The organism is Candidatus Nanosynbacter sp. TM7-057 (assembly GCF_022828295.1).
Classification (GTDB): domain Bacteria; phylum Patescibacteriota; class Saccharimonadia; order Saccharimonadales; family Saccharimonadaceae; genus Nanosynbacter.
The window spans coordinates 322,496-337,736 of sequence record NZ_JAJQJT010000001.1 but is presented as its reverse complement, the minus strand read 5'-3'; the positions used below and the strand labels follow the sequence as shown (position 1 = coordinate 337,736).

Here is a 15,241-nt window from a genome sequence, read left to right as displayed (position 1 = left end):
TCAATTAAATAGCAATTTTAGCGCGGCCCTTTAGGCGGCGGCGCTTCAAAACCATCCTACCAGCCTTGGTAGAAACTCGTGCCCTAAAACCGTGCGTCTTTGCGCGGTGTCGGGTGTGTGGTTGAAATGTTCGCTTTGGCATATCAATAAATAGTATATATTCTTTCAGTACTTTTTGCAAGTCGACAATAACTTTTCCACTATCGACGTATATTTTTCCACAGTTTTAACAGATGAGAATTTTAGTTGTGGAAAACTCTACCCCTGTTTTGAATAGTAACCTTTCTACTCCGTTTATACTTGTGGAAAACTCCCCATATTTGCTATAGTAAAGACAGTTAACAGAATTTGAGGGAGTAATTTTCGTGGATAGTCATGCGGTTTGGCAGGGTGTTTTAGGTGAGATTGAAGTAACTGTATCGTCTTCGTCGTTTACTGCATGGTTTAAAAATACCAAATTGGAAATAATCTCCGACAAAGAAGTTCTTATAATTGCGCCGAATATTTTTGCTAGAACTCAACTTGAAAAGCGATTTCACCCGCAAATATTAGAAGCCTTGGCTCACAACGGCATCAATGCTCCGTCTATTTCCTATAATGTCGAATCTAGCAATAAAAAACCGCGCGTTAATCGTGAAGTTGATAAAAGTGGACAACAAGAAACAGCTAAGCCGCTGATTTTACCATCGAGGAAATCTCATTCTAGTAATCTTAATCCTAGATATACGTTCGATAGCTTTATTGTTGGCTCAAGTAACGATTTGGCCTATGCTGCCTGCCAAGCGGTCGCCGCACATCCAGGAGAAAAATATAATCCGCTCTATCTTTACGGAGGCTCTGGACTTGGTAAAACTCACTTAATGCAAGCTGTTGGTAACGAGATAGTTAAAAAACAATCTTCGGCGCGAGTGCTTTACATTACTACAGAAACGTTTGTTAATGAGTTTCTGGATTCTATTCGTTTCAAGAAAAAAGGTTTTTCTGATAAATATCGCAATGTCGATGTATTGATTGTCGATGATATGCAATTTATCGCTGGGAAAGAAAAAACCCAGGACGAATTTTTCCATACATTTAACGATCTTCATCAGAACAATAAACAAATCATTATTAGCTCAGATAAACCGCCAAAAAGCATTCCTACTCTAACCGATCGTTTGCGTAGTCGATTTGAATGGGGTATGGCGATTGATATTCAGATGCCCGATTATGAAACTCGTTGCGCTATCGTTAAAGCAAAAGCTGAACTCAGTAACACTGAACTAGATTCCGATGTCGTAGAATATCTAGCGACCAACTTTAAGACGAACATTCGCGAGCTGGAAGGTGCTTTGAATCGACTGCTTGCTTATGCGGAAATGCAGAATTTCACTCCTGATTTAGCGGCGGCTGAGGGAATTTTGGGAGATATTAAACGTAATAGACCGCAACATATAACCGCCAAACAAATAATTGATAAGACGGCGCGCTATTATAATATTGATGTAAAAGATATGTGCTCATCCAGGCGAGATAAATTTATCGCCATGCCAAGACAAATTGCGATGTTCCTTCTGCGTAGTGAACTGAAAATGAGTTTTCCGAAAATTGCCCAAGAGCTTGGACGAAAAGACCACACGACCGCTATGCATTCAATTGAAAAAATCACCAAGGAAAGCCTTACGAATGTCAGTATTCGCGAGCAAATTAACGATATTAAGGATAAATTATATGTTCATTAATTGTGGAAAAGCTGTGCAGATGTTGTGTTTTCGCGGTGACTTACCAACACACAGATCTGTGGAAAGAAAACGACAAGTCAGCAGACAGTGGAATAATACACAAATATCCACTATAAAGTCCACAAATAGCACACAGAGTTTTCCACCTATTTTATCGCCACTCTACCCCTGTTTGAACACATTTTTACCCAGTTTCCACAGCACCTATTACTATTAAGACTAATTAAAAAATTAAGGAAAGTATAATGAAAGTATCAGTCACCCAAGAAAAACTTGCAAAAGCACTTAATCTAATCAAAGATATTGCATCAAGTCGTAATGAACTGCCGATATTGAATAATATTTTACTTCGCACTGATGGAGGAAGATTATTGATTGCTGGAACAAATTTGGAAATTGCTTCCACTCAATACATTGGCGCGAAAATTGAGGATCATGGGTCTATTACAATCCCTGCTCGATTAGTGTCAGAATTCATTACAAACTTGCCAAGCGGTCCGGTGGAACTTGAAACCAAAAATGAGCATCTTCATATAACTTCAGGAAAATTCTCATCAGTTATCAATGGCGTGGTGGCTGACGAATATCCTGAGCTGCCTACAATTGACGAAAAGACCGCTATGCAATATGAAATTGACGTTGAGGATTTAAAGAAAGCCATAGTCCAGACGAAGTTGGCTGTTAGCTCTGACGTCACGCGAGCGGTGCTCACGGGAGTTTATTGGCATAATTATGAAGGATCGCTATACTTGGCTGCTACTGATGGCTACAGGCTGGCAGAAAAGCGTCTGATAAAGTCGGATAATGAAGTGTCGGCTATTATTCCCGCTTCTACTCTGGCGGAAGTCAGTAAAAGTGTCGGCGATGAGAAGAAAATTACGGTTCTTTTTGATGATTCTCAAGTTTGTTTTAAGACGGGAGATATGGAAATTGTTAGTCGATTGATTGACGGGAAATTCCCTGATTATCGCCAATTGATTCCAGCGACTGCGGAAACTGAGATTGTTATTAAAAAGTCTGATTTTAGTCGAGTTACGAAAATTGCGGCGTTATTTGCGCGTGAATCTGGTGGCGGAATTACAATTACCGCATCAGAGGAAAATTCCCTGCTTTCTATTCATTCGATTGCGTCTGAACTTGGCGAGAATACTTCAGAGGCAACAGCCAAAATATCCGCAGATGGTCAAGTTACTCTCAATTCGCGCTACCTAACAGAGGTTTTGAATATTATTGACGCGGATGAAATCGTATTTTCGTTTAATGGTAAATTGTCGCCGTGCGTAATTCGCGAGCAAGTAAAAAATCCTGATTATACACACATTATTATGCCGCTCAAGAGTTAGCAGAAAACGGAGATAATCTGGAGGCTGTTTCTGATAAAATATCTTCTGGTATATCTTTAGTGTTGTATATAGTATTGATTATTTGTGGCTTAGTTTTAATCATCCATTTGTTATCTTCTTTCTTCAGAATAACAGTGTAGATATCACCAGAATTTCTATCTATGACACCTCTCTGATAACTAGCCGCATACCAGTCCGCGTTATTTCCTAGGATAATTTCTTTTTGAAGTATAAAAGATGATTTTAACTCTGGATATTTGGCAAATAATACCTCTGAAATATCACTTCTATATTCATTTATTTTACTAGACATGAATTTTTGGCTATATTCAGTTTTTACAGATATATTTTCATCCGATCCTTTTACGGTAAATTCCGTGGAATTCTCATTGATAGAACCAGATTTAGATGATGTTTTTATTATGTATTTGCCGTCTGATAACTGTATCTTAGAATTACCGTTTATCGACTTAATTTCGGAAGTGCTTTTGCCTGTGTTGCGATATATTTTCGCTGACAGATTTTCCTTGTCGAAAGTTATAGATATAGTGTGTGTTGGCTGGATGAATATAATCGCTAGCAATATTAACGTTAATATTGCTAATGTAATGCTGCCGATGATGATATTCCTTCGATTCATAATTACTCCGTAAATGTATTAGCGTAGTTTCTAAATGTAATATTTAGTTTTGACGGGTCAAATCCCTGCTCTTTAATCTTATTGAGAGCAGCATTTCTATATCCTTCTATGGTATCGATTTCTATGATAATTCCATTCTTATGATTAGGGTCTGCCTTATATCCAATTGAATAAATTAAGTTTTTTATTGGTAATTTTTTAATTATCGGATTGGCGTCTTCTAGCTTTTTTTGTTCATTAGCGAGTCTGTCTGTTGTAGCTCTGTCTATCTCTGACGTTTTGGACGAAGACTGTAATTCTTTAATAGCCTCCTCTGTCGTAGGTGTGAGCGCAAAAATTATCCTTAGCGGATTACCCTTCTTTACTTCGATATTAATATTCTCATCTTTAAAGCCACTTCTTGATGCTTTAAAATTGTATGTTCCTGGTTTTAAATATACGACTTGCGAGCCGATAAATTTTTGACTATCAGTAGTAATTTCAGCCTTATCGGGCGAGGTCAGTAGATAAACTGGAGTGGTGTCATGCCTATTTACGTAGGTTATGGTGCCATATACTAATGTACTGACTGATAATAATATTAATATACTGCTAATTATTTTTTTATTCATCATTTCTTCCTAAACCAAGTTACGCTTGGTGATGTTAAGCTCTCGCCGCCTGCTTTTGGGGCGTATTCGCACAATGAGGCGGACGCTATATTTGAGTCAAATCCGTCTATATTGCCAACAAAAACAAATGTATGTCCTGGACTATGGGCGACATCACCAGGTTTAAGGTCTGCTACGTTGATTGAGCTACCGTTGCCAAGAGTTTGCCAGTTGGCTTCCGCCCACGCTCTCTGCACGCCAGTCGGTCCAGCTTTGCCGCTTTCACCTCCGTAGTTGTAATTTTTATCAAACCCACTATCGTTCAAAATTGTTGTTACAAACGCGCCACAATCGACACCGCCGCCATAACACGTACCACCAGTAAATCTGTTCTCACTTTTTGCCTTTTCTATAGCTTCCTTATATTCAGGTTTTTTATCTGTACGAACCCTTTTTTCTGGCCAGGCATAACGTTTGACATAGTCAATAAAGTCGCCGCCACCGTTTGATGAAGAGCATCCTCCTCCACTTCCGCCTGTACCATTAAATCTTTCATAGATTTTTTGAGCGGCGGTACCGCGTATATTTTTAACCTGCTCTTTTGTCATGGCTGATTTTTCAAAATCGTCATGCCAAAAAACAGTGGCGTCATCAACCGTCTTCAGGGTTTTTAATAATTCCCATGAATTTGAAGCGGTGCCAAATCCACGAGCAGTAACGGGTCTTTCTGTCCCCTCTTGCACTAAATACTCTAATTCAAAGATCAATAGCTTGTCATTGTCTTCTACTGGAATAGAATCGACCATACCCTTGTCGTTAGGTGCGCCACCATACTCTTGGCTGTAATATTTTTTTAACTCAGACGGTATTTTATTAGCTATCAGTGTTCGCCTTCCGAACGTCCACTGGGCGAGTCCCCAGCCACCAGACCCCCATCCTTGACCTACTTCGTGTCTGGTAGGACTAAATCCTGACTCTGCCTGAATATTAGCCATCACGCCAGCTGTTTGTTCGGCGCTTAATCCTGCGTTGCGTAGATATCCCCAAATCTTTTCTTGGTTATCAGATCCTGATACTCCGTTAGAAGATGATCCGGAACAAGTTGTTGAATCATTTTCTTTATACCAAAGAATATCGTTTGTTACGTATGAATCGGGATATCCTGCCGCCAAAGATACTGGCTGCATAGTAATAGCAAAAGATATAGCAAAGCAAAGAGCGATAGACAACTTTTTATACATCAGATCGATTCCTCTTATATTCGTTTATAATATCTGCAGGAACACCAATATTTTTTAAGATGTCTGGGGATTTTCTATCATTAACGCCTGTTATGACCGAATTGTTTCTTAGGACTGCATACGTGTTGTAGGTAGATTTGAATTTATCGCTATAAATTTCTAGCACAACCAACTTAAATTCGCCCTGCTCTTTTACTATTGAATACTTTTTTAATTCACGGTTGCCGTAGGTGCTGGAGGTAGAATTTAGTAATTCGGTAATAACTTTCTGTTCTGATGATTGCTCGTGAGCATTATTTTGATCACTTGAGTTTTCGTTAGTGCTTTGGGATGACGACAGAATAGTCGTGTATTGATTGCTGTCAGGGTTTTTAATAATGAGGAAAGTTGCCGTAATACTTACTAAAAATAATACGGATGATATTAGGATAACTTTATTTTCTTTATTCATTAGACCTTCCTCGCATATTCCCAGTGCCATTGTTCGGGGTTACTCCCACCCGGCTCAGCCCAAGCGGGATGTACATAACCGTATTTGTGGGCGTTAGCCTTTAGCCAATTATATGTAGAAGACCCAAACGCGCCAACTTCAATATCTGCAGCAAGTCCCCAGCCGTGATTTGATGCGCACGGAGGAGCTGGAGCTGCTCTTGATCCTAGCTCTTTACTATATCTAATTTGCGTTGCACAATCTCGATACGCTTCATTAATTGTTAAGTTTGACCCGTTATCGGCTTTATACGCTTTATTCATTTCTTCCATGGCCGCTGCAGCTTTCTTATTCATTTTATTGCCTGGTGAGAAAGATAGAGTTTGCAATTCTGAATCTGGAATCCCGCCGTTGCTATGGCTTCCCCATCCGTCTTGTTGTGCTTCTTCTAATTGAGGTTCACCAACTGCCTCGCCATTGTCTGGAGCTTTAGCTGTGGTTGAAGGGGCATCTTCTTCGTCATCTTCGCCATTGATTGATTGGGCAATTTGGAAATCAATTAGCAATACTGACATTGCGGAAAGCTTTCTATCGTCGTATTGCTTAGCGGAATTTTCAGTTTCAAATGACTCATTGGTAATAGCTTTTCCTTCTCCATCTTTATATGTTTTTTCAGTAATTTTTGCGACACGTGTTGAATCTGATGGCGCTGTACACCCGCCATTACTAAACCAGTAGCTTCCGGTGCTGGCATCTCCACAGCCTTCTACAAAGTCATGAAGAGGAGTATCTTTAACTATATATCCATTATTCATGAGATCGGATATATCTGCGCCATCTGGAATGTCCATATCTTTCTGTATCCATCCTTCATTTTCGGCAATTTGAATAGCCTCTTCTACTGACATGTTTGCCTGGCTATTGGTTATGCCAGTACACGGTAATCCTGCCATGTTCACGGCTGGATCTTCGGATGATCCACTGCCCATAGAAAAGTCTTTTGCATATCCGCAATATTTATCAGAGTACATACCACTTGCTGCTTTTGCAGTGGATGAATAAGATAATGCCATAGAAGGTAGTCTGAGAATATTAGATAGCATTGCTACAGGAGTTTTACTATAAGTTCCATTAGCCATCATCATATTGCCCATATTATGGAATATACTACCTAAGAATGTATATTTACTGGATGTATCAAATGGACTTAAGGAGGCAATATCCATTTCTTTTTGGAACTCTTCATTCGCTATTTGGATTCCATTGAACTCCGCTAATTGGCTCATTTTAAGCCCTGGTAACATCTGTCCCATAGAGCCTGCTGAAAAGAATGCTGCGGCACCAACGCCGAGTGCATCTCCCAGGTCTTTATATTGAGCGTTGTTTGGTACAAGGAGGCTTTTTGCTAATTCTGTGAGGATGTTTTTTACTTTCTCGCCAACTGTATATTCGAGTACTTTTTGAATCACTTCGGATAGCGCCGCCTTACCTACCCAACTAAGTATCGCACTTATCCCACCAGTAGAAGCTGCAATTGCCGCCTCGGCTGCCATTGAGGTATACATAGCAACTGGACTTAATATATAATCACATACACCTTCAGTATCTTTTTTAGCTTCATTGAAGCCTTGAACTATAGGATTTGTAGCCACTGAATATCCTGGAATGTAGTTTTTTGCAATTCCAGGCTTGTCGTTATTTACGCCCATTGCTGCTAGTAAATACGGAGAATCTAATGCCGATCCTTCGGCGTTATCGGACCCTTTCATTTTTCCTCTTTCGGTTAGCATAGTGCCGATGGTCTCCATCGTTTCTTGAGAGAATCCGCTGCCACTAGAATCGAGTCCAGAAGCCTTAGCTTGTGATCCAGGGGATAGGATAACATCCATAACTAGACCTAATAGTGGAGCTAACTGAATTGCTGCTACACCTGCCGCAATAAGATTTGGGATTTTTACTACAGTACAAGCTCCTGCGCTAATAGCATAAGCCAGGCCACCTTTTTTTAATTTACTTCCTAAATTATCAACACCCTTTCCAACCTTTTCAAGAGCAGGCCCTTCTTTGAACTTTGGTAATTTTTCTTTAAATTTCTCTTTTTTTTCTTTTATTCCAAGTTTTTTGTCAATTTTTGAAATCGCACTATTTCTTTTAAGCTTGAATTTATCGTAAAGCTTACCTATATGTTTCCCTGTCCAGGCGTGGAAACGCATTTTAAATAAGCCAGTTCTGCCATAGACTTTACTGGCAATTTTACGATTCTCTTTCTTTAGCAATTCGTCTTTTAATTTCGACGACTCAATAGGTTTCCCATCGTTTAATCCTTCCACCTTCCAATGTGTTGGATTTTTATCTGGGTATCCTCTTCCTTTTATGTCCATTTCTTTGCCATCAGCATCAACTGGAATTAATCCGGATTTCTTGAATTTCTTAAGAGCTCTGTTGGAAAGTCGTCCTGTTTTGCAGCGTATTTTTTTACTTTTGCAAATTCCTGCGTCGTCACCAGATCCAAGCATTCTGTTTATTACTTTTTTCATTCTGGTTTCTTTAACAACTGAAGCTGAGTCGTTCTTCCAGGTAAAGTTTTCCATTATATTTTGCAACATTGTCGCTGGACTAAGAAATATTCCCATAATTCCACCACCCAGTCCCAATATTCCAACAATAGCTGCAATTGGTCCGCGTTTTTTCAGCAAAGACTTGAATGTTACTGGACTTTTCTTTTTTCCCGCAGACGGCTGATAAAAACCGTTGCCTGGAACGGAAGATTCTTGATCATTAACGGCGGTGCTGGCGGAATCGTTTTGATTAGGATTCAAATCCGAATCTTTATTATCAAACTGAGATTCAAGGTCATTTATGGCATCTTTTTCGCGATCACTTAACTCTGACCCGCTGTCAAAACCAGCCGAGATTTGATCAAACTTAGCCTGCTCAGCAGGATTTAATCTGCTGTCAGTTTCGGAATCCGTCGTGTAATCAACTCGTGCCATATTTTCTCGCTATTTTTCTACACCGCTCCGTAGCCGCCGATTGGTGAATCTGACGGTTTTATCTGTTGTGATACAGGATTTGTATTGATCAAATTATACTCGGTATCACTAGCCTGAATCTGGATGTGAACGTGATTTTGTCCAGCAAAGAATAAGCCTTGCCCAACTGGGAAATTGGCTAGTCGTTTCTGCTCTTCATCTGTCAATTTAAACACTTGCGCCAAAACGTCAACGGCGCTGGCGGACTGTTTCAAAAGTAGCTGCATTGAGGAGTTGGAAACGATTGCTCGCCCCATTTTACTTCCAACAAAGTCTTCCACGTCCTGTGTGATTGTCGTGAGTCCTAATTGATATTTGCGGGCGCGCTTGGCTAATGAGAATAAGAAGTTGGCAGAATCGTCATATTTCATCAATTGCCAAGCCTCGTCAACAATCAACATACGTTTCCTCTGGTCAGTGCGCGTAATATTCCAGATGTGGTTCAGAACGATATACATCGCCGTCGGTCGCAGTTCGTCTTCCAAGTCGCGAATGTTAAAGACAACCATATTATTATTAATATCAATATTACTCTGTTGCGAGAATATTCCCGCAAACGTTCCAGAGGTAAATTTGCGAAGTCGCTGAGCCAGACTTGGGCCAGTTCCGCCCATGTGAAGTAAGGTGTCATATAAGTCGGAAATCGTCGGTGGCGTAGAATTGTGCGTCAGTGGATCCGAAGTGATACCAACGCGCGCGTAGGTATCAATCAACGCTTGATCGATATCAGCTTCTTCCGCTGGTGATAGTCCCGCTACGACTTGCCCGCCAGCCCCTACTCCTGCGCCGCCCAGCATTTGCCTGAGTAGTCCATGTAGTGTAACTAAGTTAGCACGCAGTGCGTCATCTGCTTCATCAGTATCAATAACACGCGGCAAATCAAACGGATTGATTCTCGTGTCGCTACTTAAGCTCAATCGAATATAACTACCACCAACCGCGTCGCATAGTTTCTGGTACTCATTTTCTGGGTCAATAATCACAATATCAGCCCCGACCATCATACTTCTCAAAGCTTCCAACTTAACGGTAAATGATTTACCAGCACCAGACTTAGCGAATACGACCATATTGGCATTTTCCAGAGAGAATCTGTCAAAAATCACCAAGCCATTATTATGCATATTAATTCCGTAAAGTACACCCTTATTGTCCGTTAAATCGGCTGAAGTGAATGGAAAGCTGGTTGAAATTGCGCCAGTGTTCATGTTGCGACGAATCTGTAGTTCATCGGTCAATTGTGGAATAGAGCTATTCAATCCCTGCTCCTGCTGACTGGAAGCTACTTTTGAGAACACCAATTGCTGGCCGAAAATAGTTTCAATTTTATGCTGGATGAAGTTTAGCTCGTCCAAGCTGTCAGCGTAAAGCGTAATATATAAGCCGTAGCGGAAGAACTTTTCGGCGCCAATCTGCAATTGATCGCGCAATTCTTCGGCGTCTTGCAAAGCTGCTTCCAAGCCTGGGTCGCGCACCTTTCCCTTTTCCATGTTTATATTCATGGTTGCTTCCAGCTGAGTAACTTTTTTACGCAGGTTATTCAGGACAATTTGCGTATCGACTGGATAAATAAACATACTAATGTCCAGCACTTCATCAATGTTAATGATTGAGCTAAGCCAGCCAGTGTAGATTTGGCGAGGATAGCCATAAACATACATTGTGCGGCCATATTTTGAGCCAAGTCGAAAATGGTCAGAATGAAGCTCAATACTACTTGGCGCAATAAAATCACGCAGAGTTCGAACGCCGGTTAAGAAGGCCTGTTCGACTTCAGCTTGTTCGCGAGCTCGTTGCTGAGCAGCAATATCAACGGCATCTAATTTCTTCTTTGCCATTATGACCTTCCTCCTCTCGGTGATGGACCAGTTCCCTTAGTTACGTAAGTGGTCGTAAGCTCGCTCGGGTCAATTTCTTCTAGCGATTCACGTGACGACGTGTCGGGATTATATGAAGTGTAGAATAACTCACCCAGTTGCCTGGTATTTAATTGCCAGCTTTTTACGCCCATTTGGAATAGACCATTCATAACCGAATCAATGCGGTTTTTAATTTCATCTTTGGCTTTGGTGTAGGTAACTTGGTCAATTTTTGTTACGGTTGCCTCTTTTTTTCCACTGAAGAAGCTATTGAATAATCCCTTAGTCTGTTGTTTGAAGGCATTTTCCTCGCCAGCTGGATAATATGGAACGACGACGTAAAAGCTCTTATCCATAATGTTTGCTTCTTGTGCCAGAATATCAATAAAATCCATATAATCGTCCATTAGGACATTGAGAAGCATATTGTCTTGATTGCGGCGAATTTCAGCCAATCTGTCTAGATATGGACCAATGTCCACGCGGCGTGAACGGATAAGAACCTGAATTGGAAAATATAGAGAGTTAATGAAGTTTTGATAGCTAAACTCAATTCCCTCTCTTTCGCGTGAACTCATAAGGTCGAAGTTAATTGATTCACATTCTACTACCGCCCGAAAACTACCGTCGCTCATGATGATCATATTTTCGCGCATCTCAGAGAAAAGCAGTGTATTCTGGGTGCTAATTGGCCCTTTTTGCTTCTTGTCATCAGGGGTTTTATCTGGAGCTGGTGTAGTCGGATTTGGTCCCGAACCAATTGACCCTGATGGCTGCTGAGAGACACCAGGAAGAGCCGCATTGGTTTGCGGAACCTGCTGATAAGATTGTTGATTTTGTAACTCTGGTTGCATAAACCCCACCTAACGTAGTGAAATCACCACTTCCTCATCTGATAATTTATTTTCTTGCTGAATTCGATTTGCCTCACGCGCAATCGTTTCAATCGAGAGGTCGCGGTTATTTGCCAGTTCTATTATAGCAGGTGACACCTCGTTTACGCTAGTTTGCGGCGTAGTTGTCGGTCGAGTTTGAGCTGGAGCGCTCGCGGCAGGTCGTCCGGACACTGGACTTAATACAGATTGGCGCATCGTTGGGTACGGATTCATTTGAAGCGGTGTGGCTGGAGCAGGATTATCTGGTTGGGATGGTTGAGGTGGTTGTGCGGGAGGCGGCGTAGTAGATTGCCCTGTTTGCATCTTTTGGATAACTTCTTGTCGCCTACGAACATCTGACTGATTTATCAAGTGATTGATATTTTGCGCCGTAGTGCTATTTTCATCCAATATGTCGTTAGCCGCTTGTCCTTCGTTGAATAAGTCAGCACGCATCGAGCTATTCGGATTATTGACGCCACGAATTGACCAACCTTGACTATCTACCAGATTCGCCAAATATGACAATCTTCGCTGGACTTCGGCTTGATCGTAATTATTGCCGTAAGTCTTCTCCTCGACTTTTGGCGCGATAACTTCGACTAATCTTTCAATTCCATCAGGTTGCCATAGACGCTTTTTTGGTTTTAACATAAAAGAAATGACTGCTGCCAAATAAACTTCCATTGGCTGATCTTTTTTAAGAGGTAAAGCCAGCGCTCCAAAGAATAAAATTATCGGCACAGGAATTATTGCCAAAGGTAGTAAAATTGTACTCAAACCGTACGCAATAGCGATTCCGATAACAGCTATAATTAAGAACACAAACTGTCGGAAACTAAACGGCCCGAGCAGTTTGTCCTCCGCCTCGACATCTTGAGGAACTTTATACACCGACATACTGCTTATATTATATCAAAAATATGATGATTATAGCATGTTGCGGAAAATCTCAAATTGCTCTTTAGTTGCATCAGTTGCATTAGCTGATAACCTCTTATCGGTAAGAATTGTATTGATAACTTTCTTAAGATCTTGACGTTTCTTATCAGTAATAACAGAGGTATTCTTAACGGCTTCCATTAATAACTTAACGCCATCAGCCTCAGTGGTGGCTAAAGTTTCTGGTTTATATTTACCACCCTGTAGCCAGTCAGCACAATAATTGAGCAAATCTTGACGGTTATTAATAGCACCCTTAACCATATCGTCAATTAATTTACCGCCCATAAATGAAGCTTTGTTTTTCACGCCGGATGACGCTAATGCTGCCGACACGGAAGAATAGAATTCTGGCGGTAATTCGCTAACAAGCTGAGCCACTTCTGTAACAGTTCCGTATTTAATCTGCTCTTCAATTGCGGCTTCACGTATAAATATGTTATTACTATCCAGTACTGTTCCATCTGAAAGCGTCACGGAATTGCCTAAAGATATCTTTTGTCTTTGCCCAGCGCTCAGCTTATAATTCTTCATAATCTGATGAGCTTCATCAACAGACTTGGCGTACTCGCTACGGCTGGTTGCTATGGCTGAAGCTAAGGCCGCATTTGCACCAATCAAATTGCCATTTGCATCTTTGAATACGTTGCCACCAGCCTTCTCTTGAAGTTCCTTGCTGTTTTTCAATTGCTCTGCAAATTCACTGTGCTGTTGACGTTGAGCATTATTCTTAATCAGACCCGCTGTTGCAATTTCGGTTTCTAGGTCTTTAATGTCATTCATGAATGCAGTTTGCTGCTGATGAGCTTTCAAATCTTGTCGAGTCGCATAGGTAGCTGACACGTTTCTCAGAGCACGATCGTATAGAGATCTTTTTTCGTATATATCATCTGGTGCGTGACCCAGTGTAGATTCGAGGTAGCGATTATCATCTTGTGCAGATAAGAAATCTGAGCGCCTGGAAGCCTGTCTGGCATACAAGTCCGACTTCTTATATTTGGCTGTATTTCTAAATGAATTCTCGGCATCTTTCTGTGAAGTTTCTAGATCTTTTTTACGTAATCTACTGTTATGATCTGCCCAACGGCGTAAACGATTTGGGTTGAATCGCGCCATATTTGGGTTGGCCAACTTCTTGTTTTTAATAGTTTCGCGACGATCTTTAGACCAGTTCTTAGACCTGTCGTATAAGCCTTTATTCTTGTCATTAACAAACCCAGCGAATTTACCTAATACTCCGCCACTGAACTTCATAATTAGAGGAGTTATAGCCAAAGGTATTATTTGAACCAGCATGCCTAATATGTGCATTATTGCGCCATTTGAGCCAGAGGCATTTTGGATAATTATTATTCCAGCCAATTGCGCCCCACCGAATACTACAGCGAATGCTGGGAAAAATACTAGCATTGTTAAGAATGAATCTCGCCATTTTTTAAACCACTTTTCTGTTCCGGGCAGTAAGTAGCAAACAAATGCTAGTGGTGAAACTATAATTAGTATAATAATAAGTGCTTGACGAGCCGCCATAATTAGAAGTATGAAGAGTAAAGTTAAACCAGCTAATGTCGCGGCAGGTACTAACATTGGTAATAGCTCAGTAGTAAGTGCTAGTGATACGGCGTATCCTGCTCCTACCGCCAGCGCTCCATTCGACAGCGCTGTACTGATAACCTCCGACCACGTCCATGTACTTGTATTTTCTCCTACGGTGGATATTGTGTTTTTAATTCCCATAAAGGCGTCTTGGAAAGCGTAGCCGGCTATGTTTGATAAATCCAGTAATATAGCACAAATCGTAAATGATAAGTTGACCAACACCGCCGCAATTACTAACCTAGGGAGCATTTTTTTAACGCCGTAATTGCTAATTCCTACAGAGGTCAATTGTGAGTAGATAATCACCAAAAACGCCACGATAAACGCCACGTTGCTAATGTTGCGCATAATGACCCACGCCAGATAAATTCCACTGTTTTGGTTGGTTGTTTCTAATGGCTTAGTTTTTAAGAACTCCTGAAGCGCGCTGTACATATAATCTATGCCATCAGCCAGCCAGTTGGAGAGTGGACAGATAATCCACCCTATTCCCTGCACATCACAAGAGGTACCTGTTGAATTTTCTGAGGGAGATTCAATTGAAATAGTTGAGTTGCTGGCTTGTTCGTAGGTGTTTGGTGGCGTAAATGAATAAACCACGTAAGTTGCCGAGCTTAGTGAAGATATTTCGCTTGATGGGAAATAAATAACCTTGGTTTCTTTTTTATTCTTATCTTCATTAACATAAACAAGCGAATTATCAGGTAGATTAAATTGTTTGATCTTTTTATCATCACTTACCTTTGTATATTTTTCTTTATTATAGGTTAAATTATGGCCGCTCCATTCTGCGTCTACAGCGTAAACAGAGGTTGAGTGTGTTAAGGCATTAAGAAAAATGCCCACCAGCATCCCTGCTATCAGCAATATAAACCATCGCAACGTCACAATAAGAGGTTGCTTACGTGAAATTAACCACTCCATCTGGGTTTATATTAGCATTTTTGATGGAAAAAGTCAAGAGAAGAA

The 15,241-nt window shown here is 40.8% G+C and carries 12 protein-coding genes; 2 read left to right on the top strand and 10 right to left on the bottom strand.

The features are described 5' to 3' along the window. Positions 1-4 precede the first annotated feature (4 nt). Positions 5-142: a 50S ribosomal protein L34 gene (gene rpmH / locus LRM45_RS01760; RefSeq protein ID WP_129635430.1), complete on the bottom strand. Its 138-nt coding sequence runs from the start codon at positions 140-142 to the stop codon at positions 5-7. Positions 143-365: 223 nt separating this feature from the next. On the opposite strand from rpmH, the gene dnaA reads away from it, so the two are divergent. Together dnaA and dnaN are read left to right on the top strand one after the other, a co-directional pair. Further along, positions 366-1,721: a chromosomal replication initiator protein DnaA gene (gene dnaA, locus LRM45_RS01755; protein WP_243826491.1), complete on the top strand. Its 1,356-nt coding sequence runs from the start codon at positions 366-368 to the stop codon at positions 1,719-1,721. A 245-nt stretch (positions 1,722-1,966) separates the two neighbouring features. Further along, positions 1,967-3,064, top strand: a complete 1,098-nt coding sequence (gene dnaN, locus LRM45_RS01750) for a DNA polymerase III subunit beta (RefSeq protein WP_178143072.1) — start codon at positions 1,967-1,969, stop codon at positions 3,062-3,064. Here dnaN and LRM45_RS01745 read toward each other — a convergent pair. The 9 genes from LRM45_RS01745 to LRM45_RS01705 are packed head-to-tail and all read right to left on the bottom strand — an operon-like array spanning position 3,054 to position 15,196. Then, positions 3,054-3,704: a hypothetical protein gene (locus LRM45_RS01745; protein WP_243826490.1), complete on the bottom strand. Its 651-nt coding sequence runs from the start codon at positions 3,702-3,704 to the stop codon at positions 3,054-3,056. The two genes, dnaN and LRM45_RS01745, sit on opposite strands and share 11 nt — an antisense overlap. Before the next feature lie 2 nt (positions 3,705-3,706). Next, positions 3,707-4,318 carry a hypothetical protein gene (locus tag LRM45_RS01740; protein ID WP_243826489.1) on the bottom strand — a complete coding sequence of 204 codons (612 nt, stop codon included), beginning with the start codon at positions 4,316-4,318 and terminating at the stop codon, positions 3,707-3,709. After that, a complete protein-coding gene (locus LRM45_RS01735; protein ID WP_243826488.1) occupies positions 4,315-5,481 on the bottom strand; it encodes a phage tail tip lysozyme in 1,167 nt (388 codons plus the stop codon). The genes LRM45_RS01740 and LRM45_RS01735 overlap by 4 nt, the downstream gene beginning before the upstream one ends. Positions 5,482-5,527: 46 nt before the next feature. Further along, entirely contained in the window at positions 5,528-5,986 is a 459-nt protein-coding gene (locus tag LRM45_RS01730) for a hypothetical protein (RefSeq protein WP_243826487.1), read from the bottom strand. Next, the gene (locus LRM45_RS01725) at positions 5,986-8,958 is read right to left on the bottom strand and encodes a M15 family metallopeptidase (protein ID WP_243826486.1); all 2,973 of its coding nucleotides are present in this window, start codon (positions 8,956-8,958) and stop codon (positions 5,986-5,988) included. Before LRM45_RS01725 ends, LRM45_RS01730 begins: the two co-directional genes overlap by 1 nt. Positions 8,959-8,975: 17 nt before the next feature. Then, the gene (locus LRM45_RS01720; protein ID WP_129631974.1) at positions 8,976-10,835 is read right to left on the bottom strand and encodes a VirB4-like conjugal transfer ATPase, CD1110 family; all 1,860 of its coding nucleotides are present in this window, start codon (positions 10,833-10,835) and stop codon (positions 8,976-8,978) included. Next, on the bottom strand, positions 10,835-11,710 hold the full coding sequence (locus LRM45_RS01715; RefSeq protein ID WP_243826485.1) for a TraC-like domain-containing protein: 876 nt from the start codon (positions 11,708-11,710) through the stop codon (positions 10,835-10,837). Before LRM45_RS01715 ends, LRM45_RS01720 begins: the two co-directional genes overlap by 1 nt. 9 nt (positions 11,711-11,719) lie before the next feature. Next, a complete protein-coding gene (locus tag LRM45_RS01710) occupies positions 11,720-12,631 on the bottom strand; it encodes a PrgI family protein (RefSeq protein WP_243826484.1) in 912 nt (303 codons plus the stop codon). Between the two features lie 30 nt (positions 12,632-12,661). Further along, the gene (locus LRM45_RS01705) at positions 12,662-15,196 is read right to left on the bottom strand and encodes a type IV secretion system protein (protein WP_243826483.1); all 2,535 of its coding nucleotides are present in this window, start codon (positions 15,194-15,196) and stop codon (positions 12,662-12,664) included. Between the last annotated feature and the right edge of the window lie 45 nt (positions 15,197-15,241).

Bases quoted from the DNA above. Each gene is read 5' to 3' on its own strand.
- rpmH (WP_129635430.1), bottom strand. From the start codon at position 142: ATGCCAAAGCGAACATTTCAACCACACACCCGACACCGCGCAAAGACG.
- dnaN (WP_178143072.1), top strand. From the start codon at position 1,967: ATGAAAGTATCAGTCACCCAAGAAAAACTTGCAAAAGCACTTAATCTA.
- LRM45_RS01745 (WP_243826490.1), bottom strand. From the start codon at position 3,704: ATGAATCGAAGGAATATCATCATCGGCAGCATTACATTAGCAATATTA.
- LRM45_RS01740 (WP_243826489.1), bottom strand. From the start codon at position 4,318: ATGATGAATAAAAAAATAATTAGCAGTATATTAATATTATTATCAGTC.
- LRM45_RS01735 (WP_243826488.1), bottom strand. From the start codon at position 5,481: ATGCAGCCAGTATCTTTGGCGGCAGGATATCCCGATTCATACGTAACA.
- LRM45_RS01730 (WP_243826487.1), bottom strand. From the start codon at position 5,986: ATGAATAAAGAAAATAAAGTTATCCTAATATCATCCGTATTATTTTTA.
- LRM45_RS01725 (WP_243826486.1), bottom strand. From the start codon at position 8,958: ATGGCACGAGTTGATTACACGACGGATTCCGAAACTGACAGCAGATTA.
- LRM45_RS01720 (WP_129631974.1), bottom strand. From the start codon at position 10,835: ATGGCAAAGAAGAAATTAGATGCCGTTGATATTGCTGCTCAGCAACGA.
- LRM45_RS01715 (WP_243826485.1), bottom strand. From the start codon at position 11,710: ATGCAACCAGAGTTACAAAATCAACAATCTTATCAGCAGGTTCCGCAA.
- LRM45_RS01710 (WP_243826484.1), bottom strand. From the start codon at position 12,631: ATGTCGGTGTATAAAGTTCCTCAAGATGTCGAGGCGGAGGACAAACTG.
- LRM45_RS01705 (WP_243826483.1), bottom strand. From the start codon at position 15,196: ATGGAGTGGTTAATTTCACGTAAGCAACCTCTTATTGTGACGTTGCGA.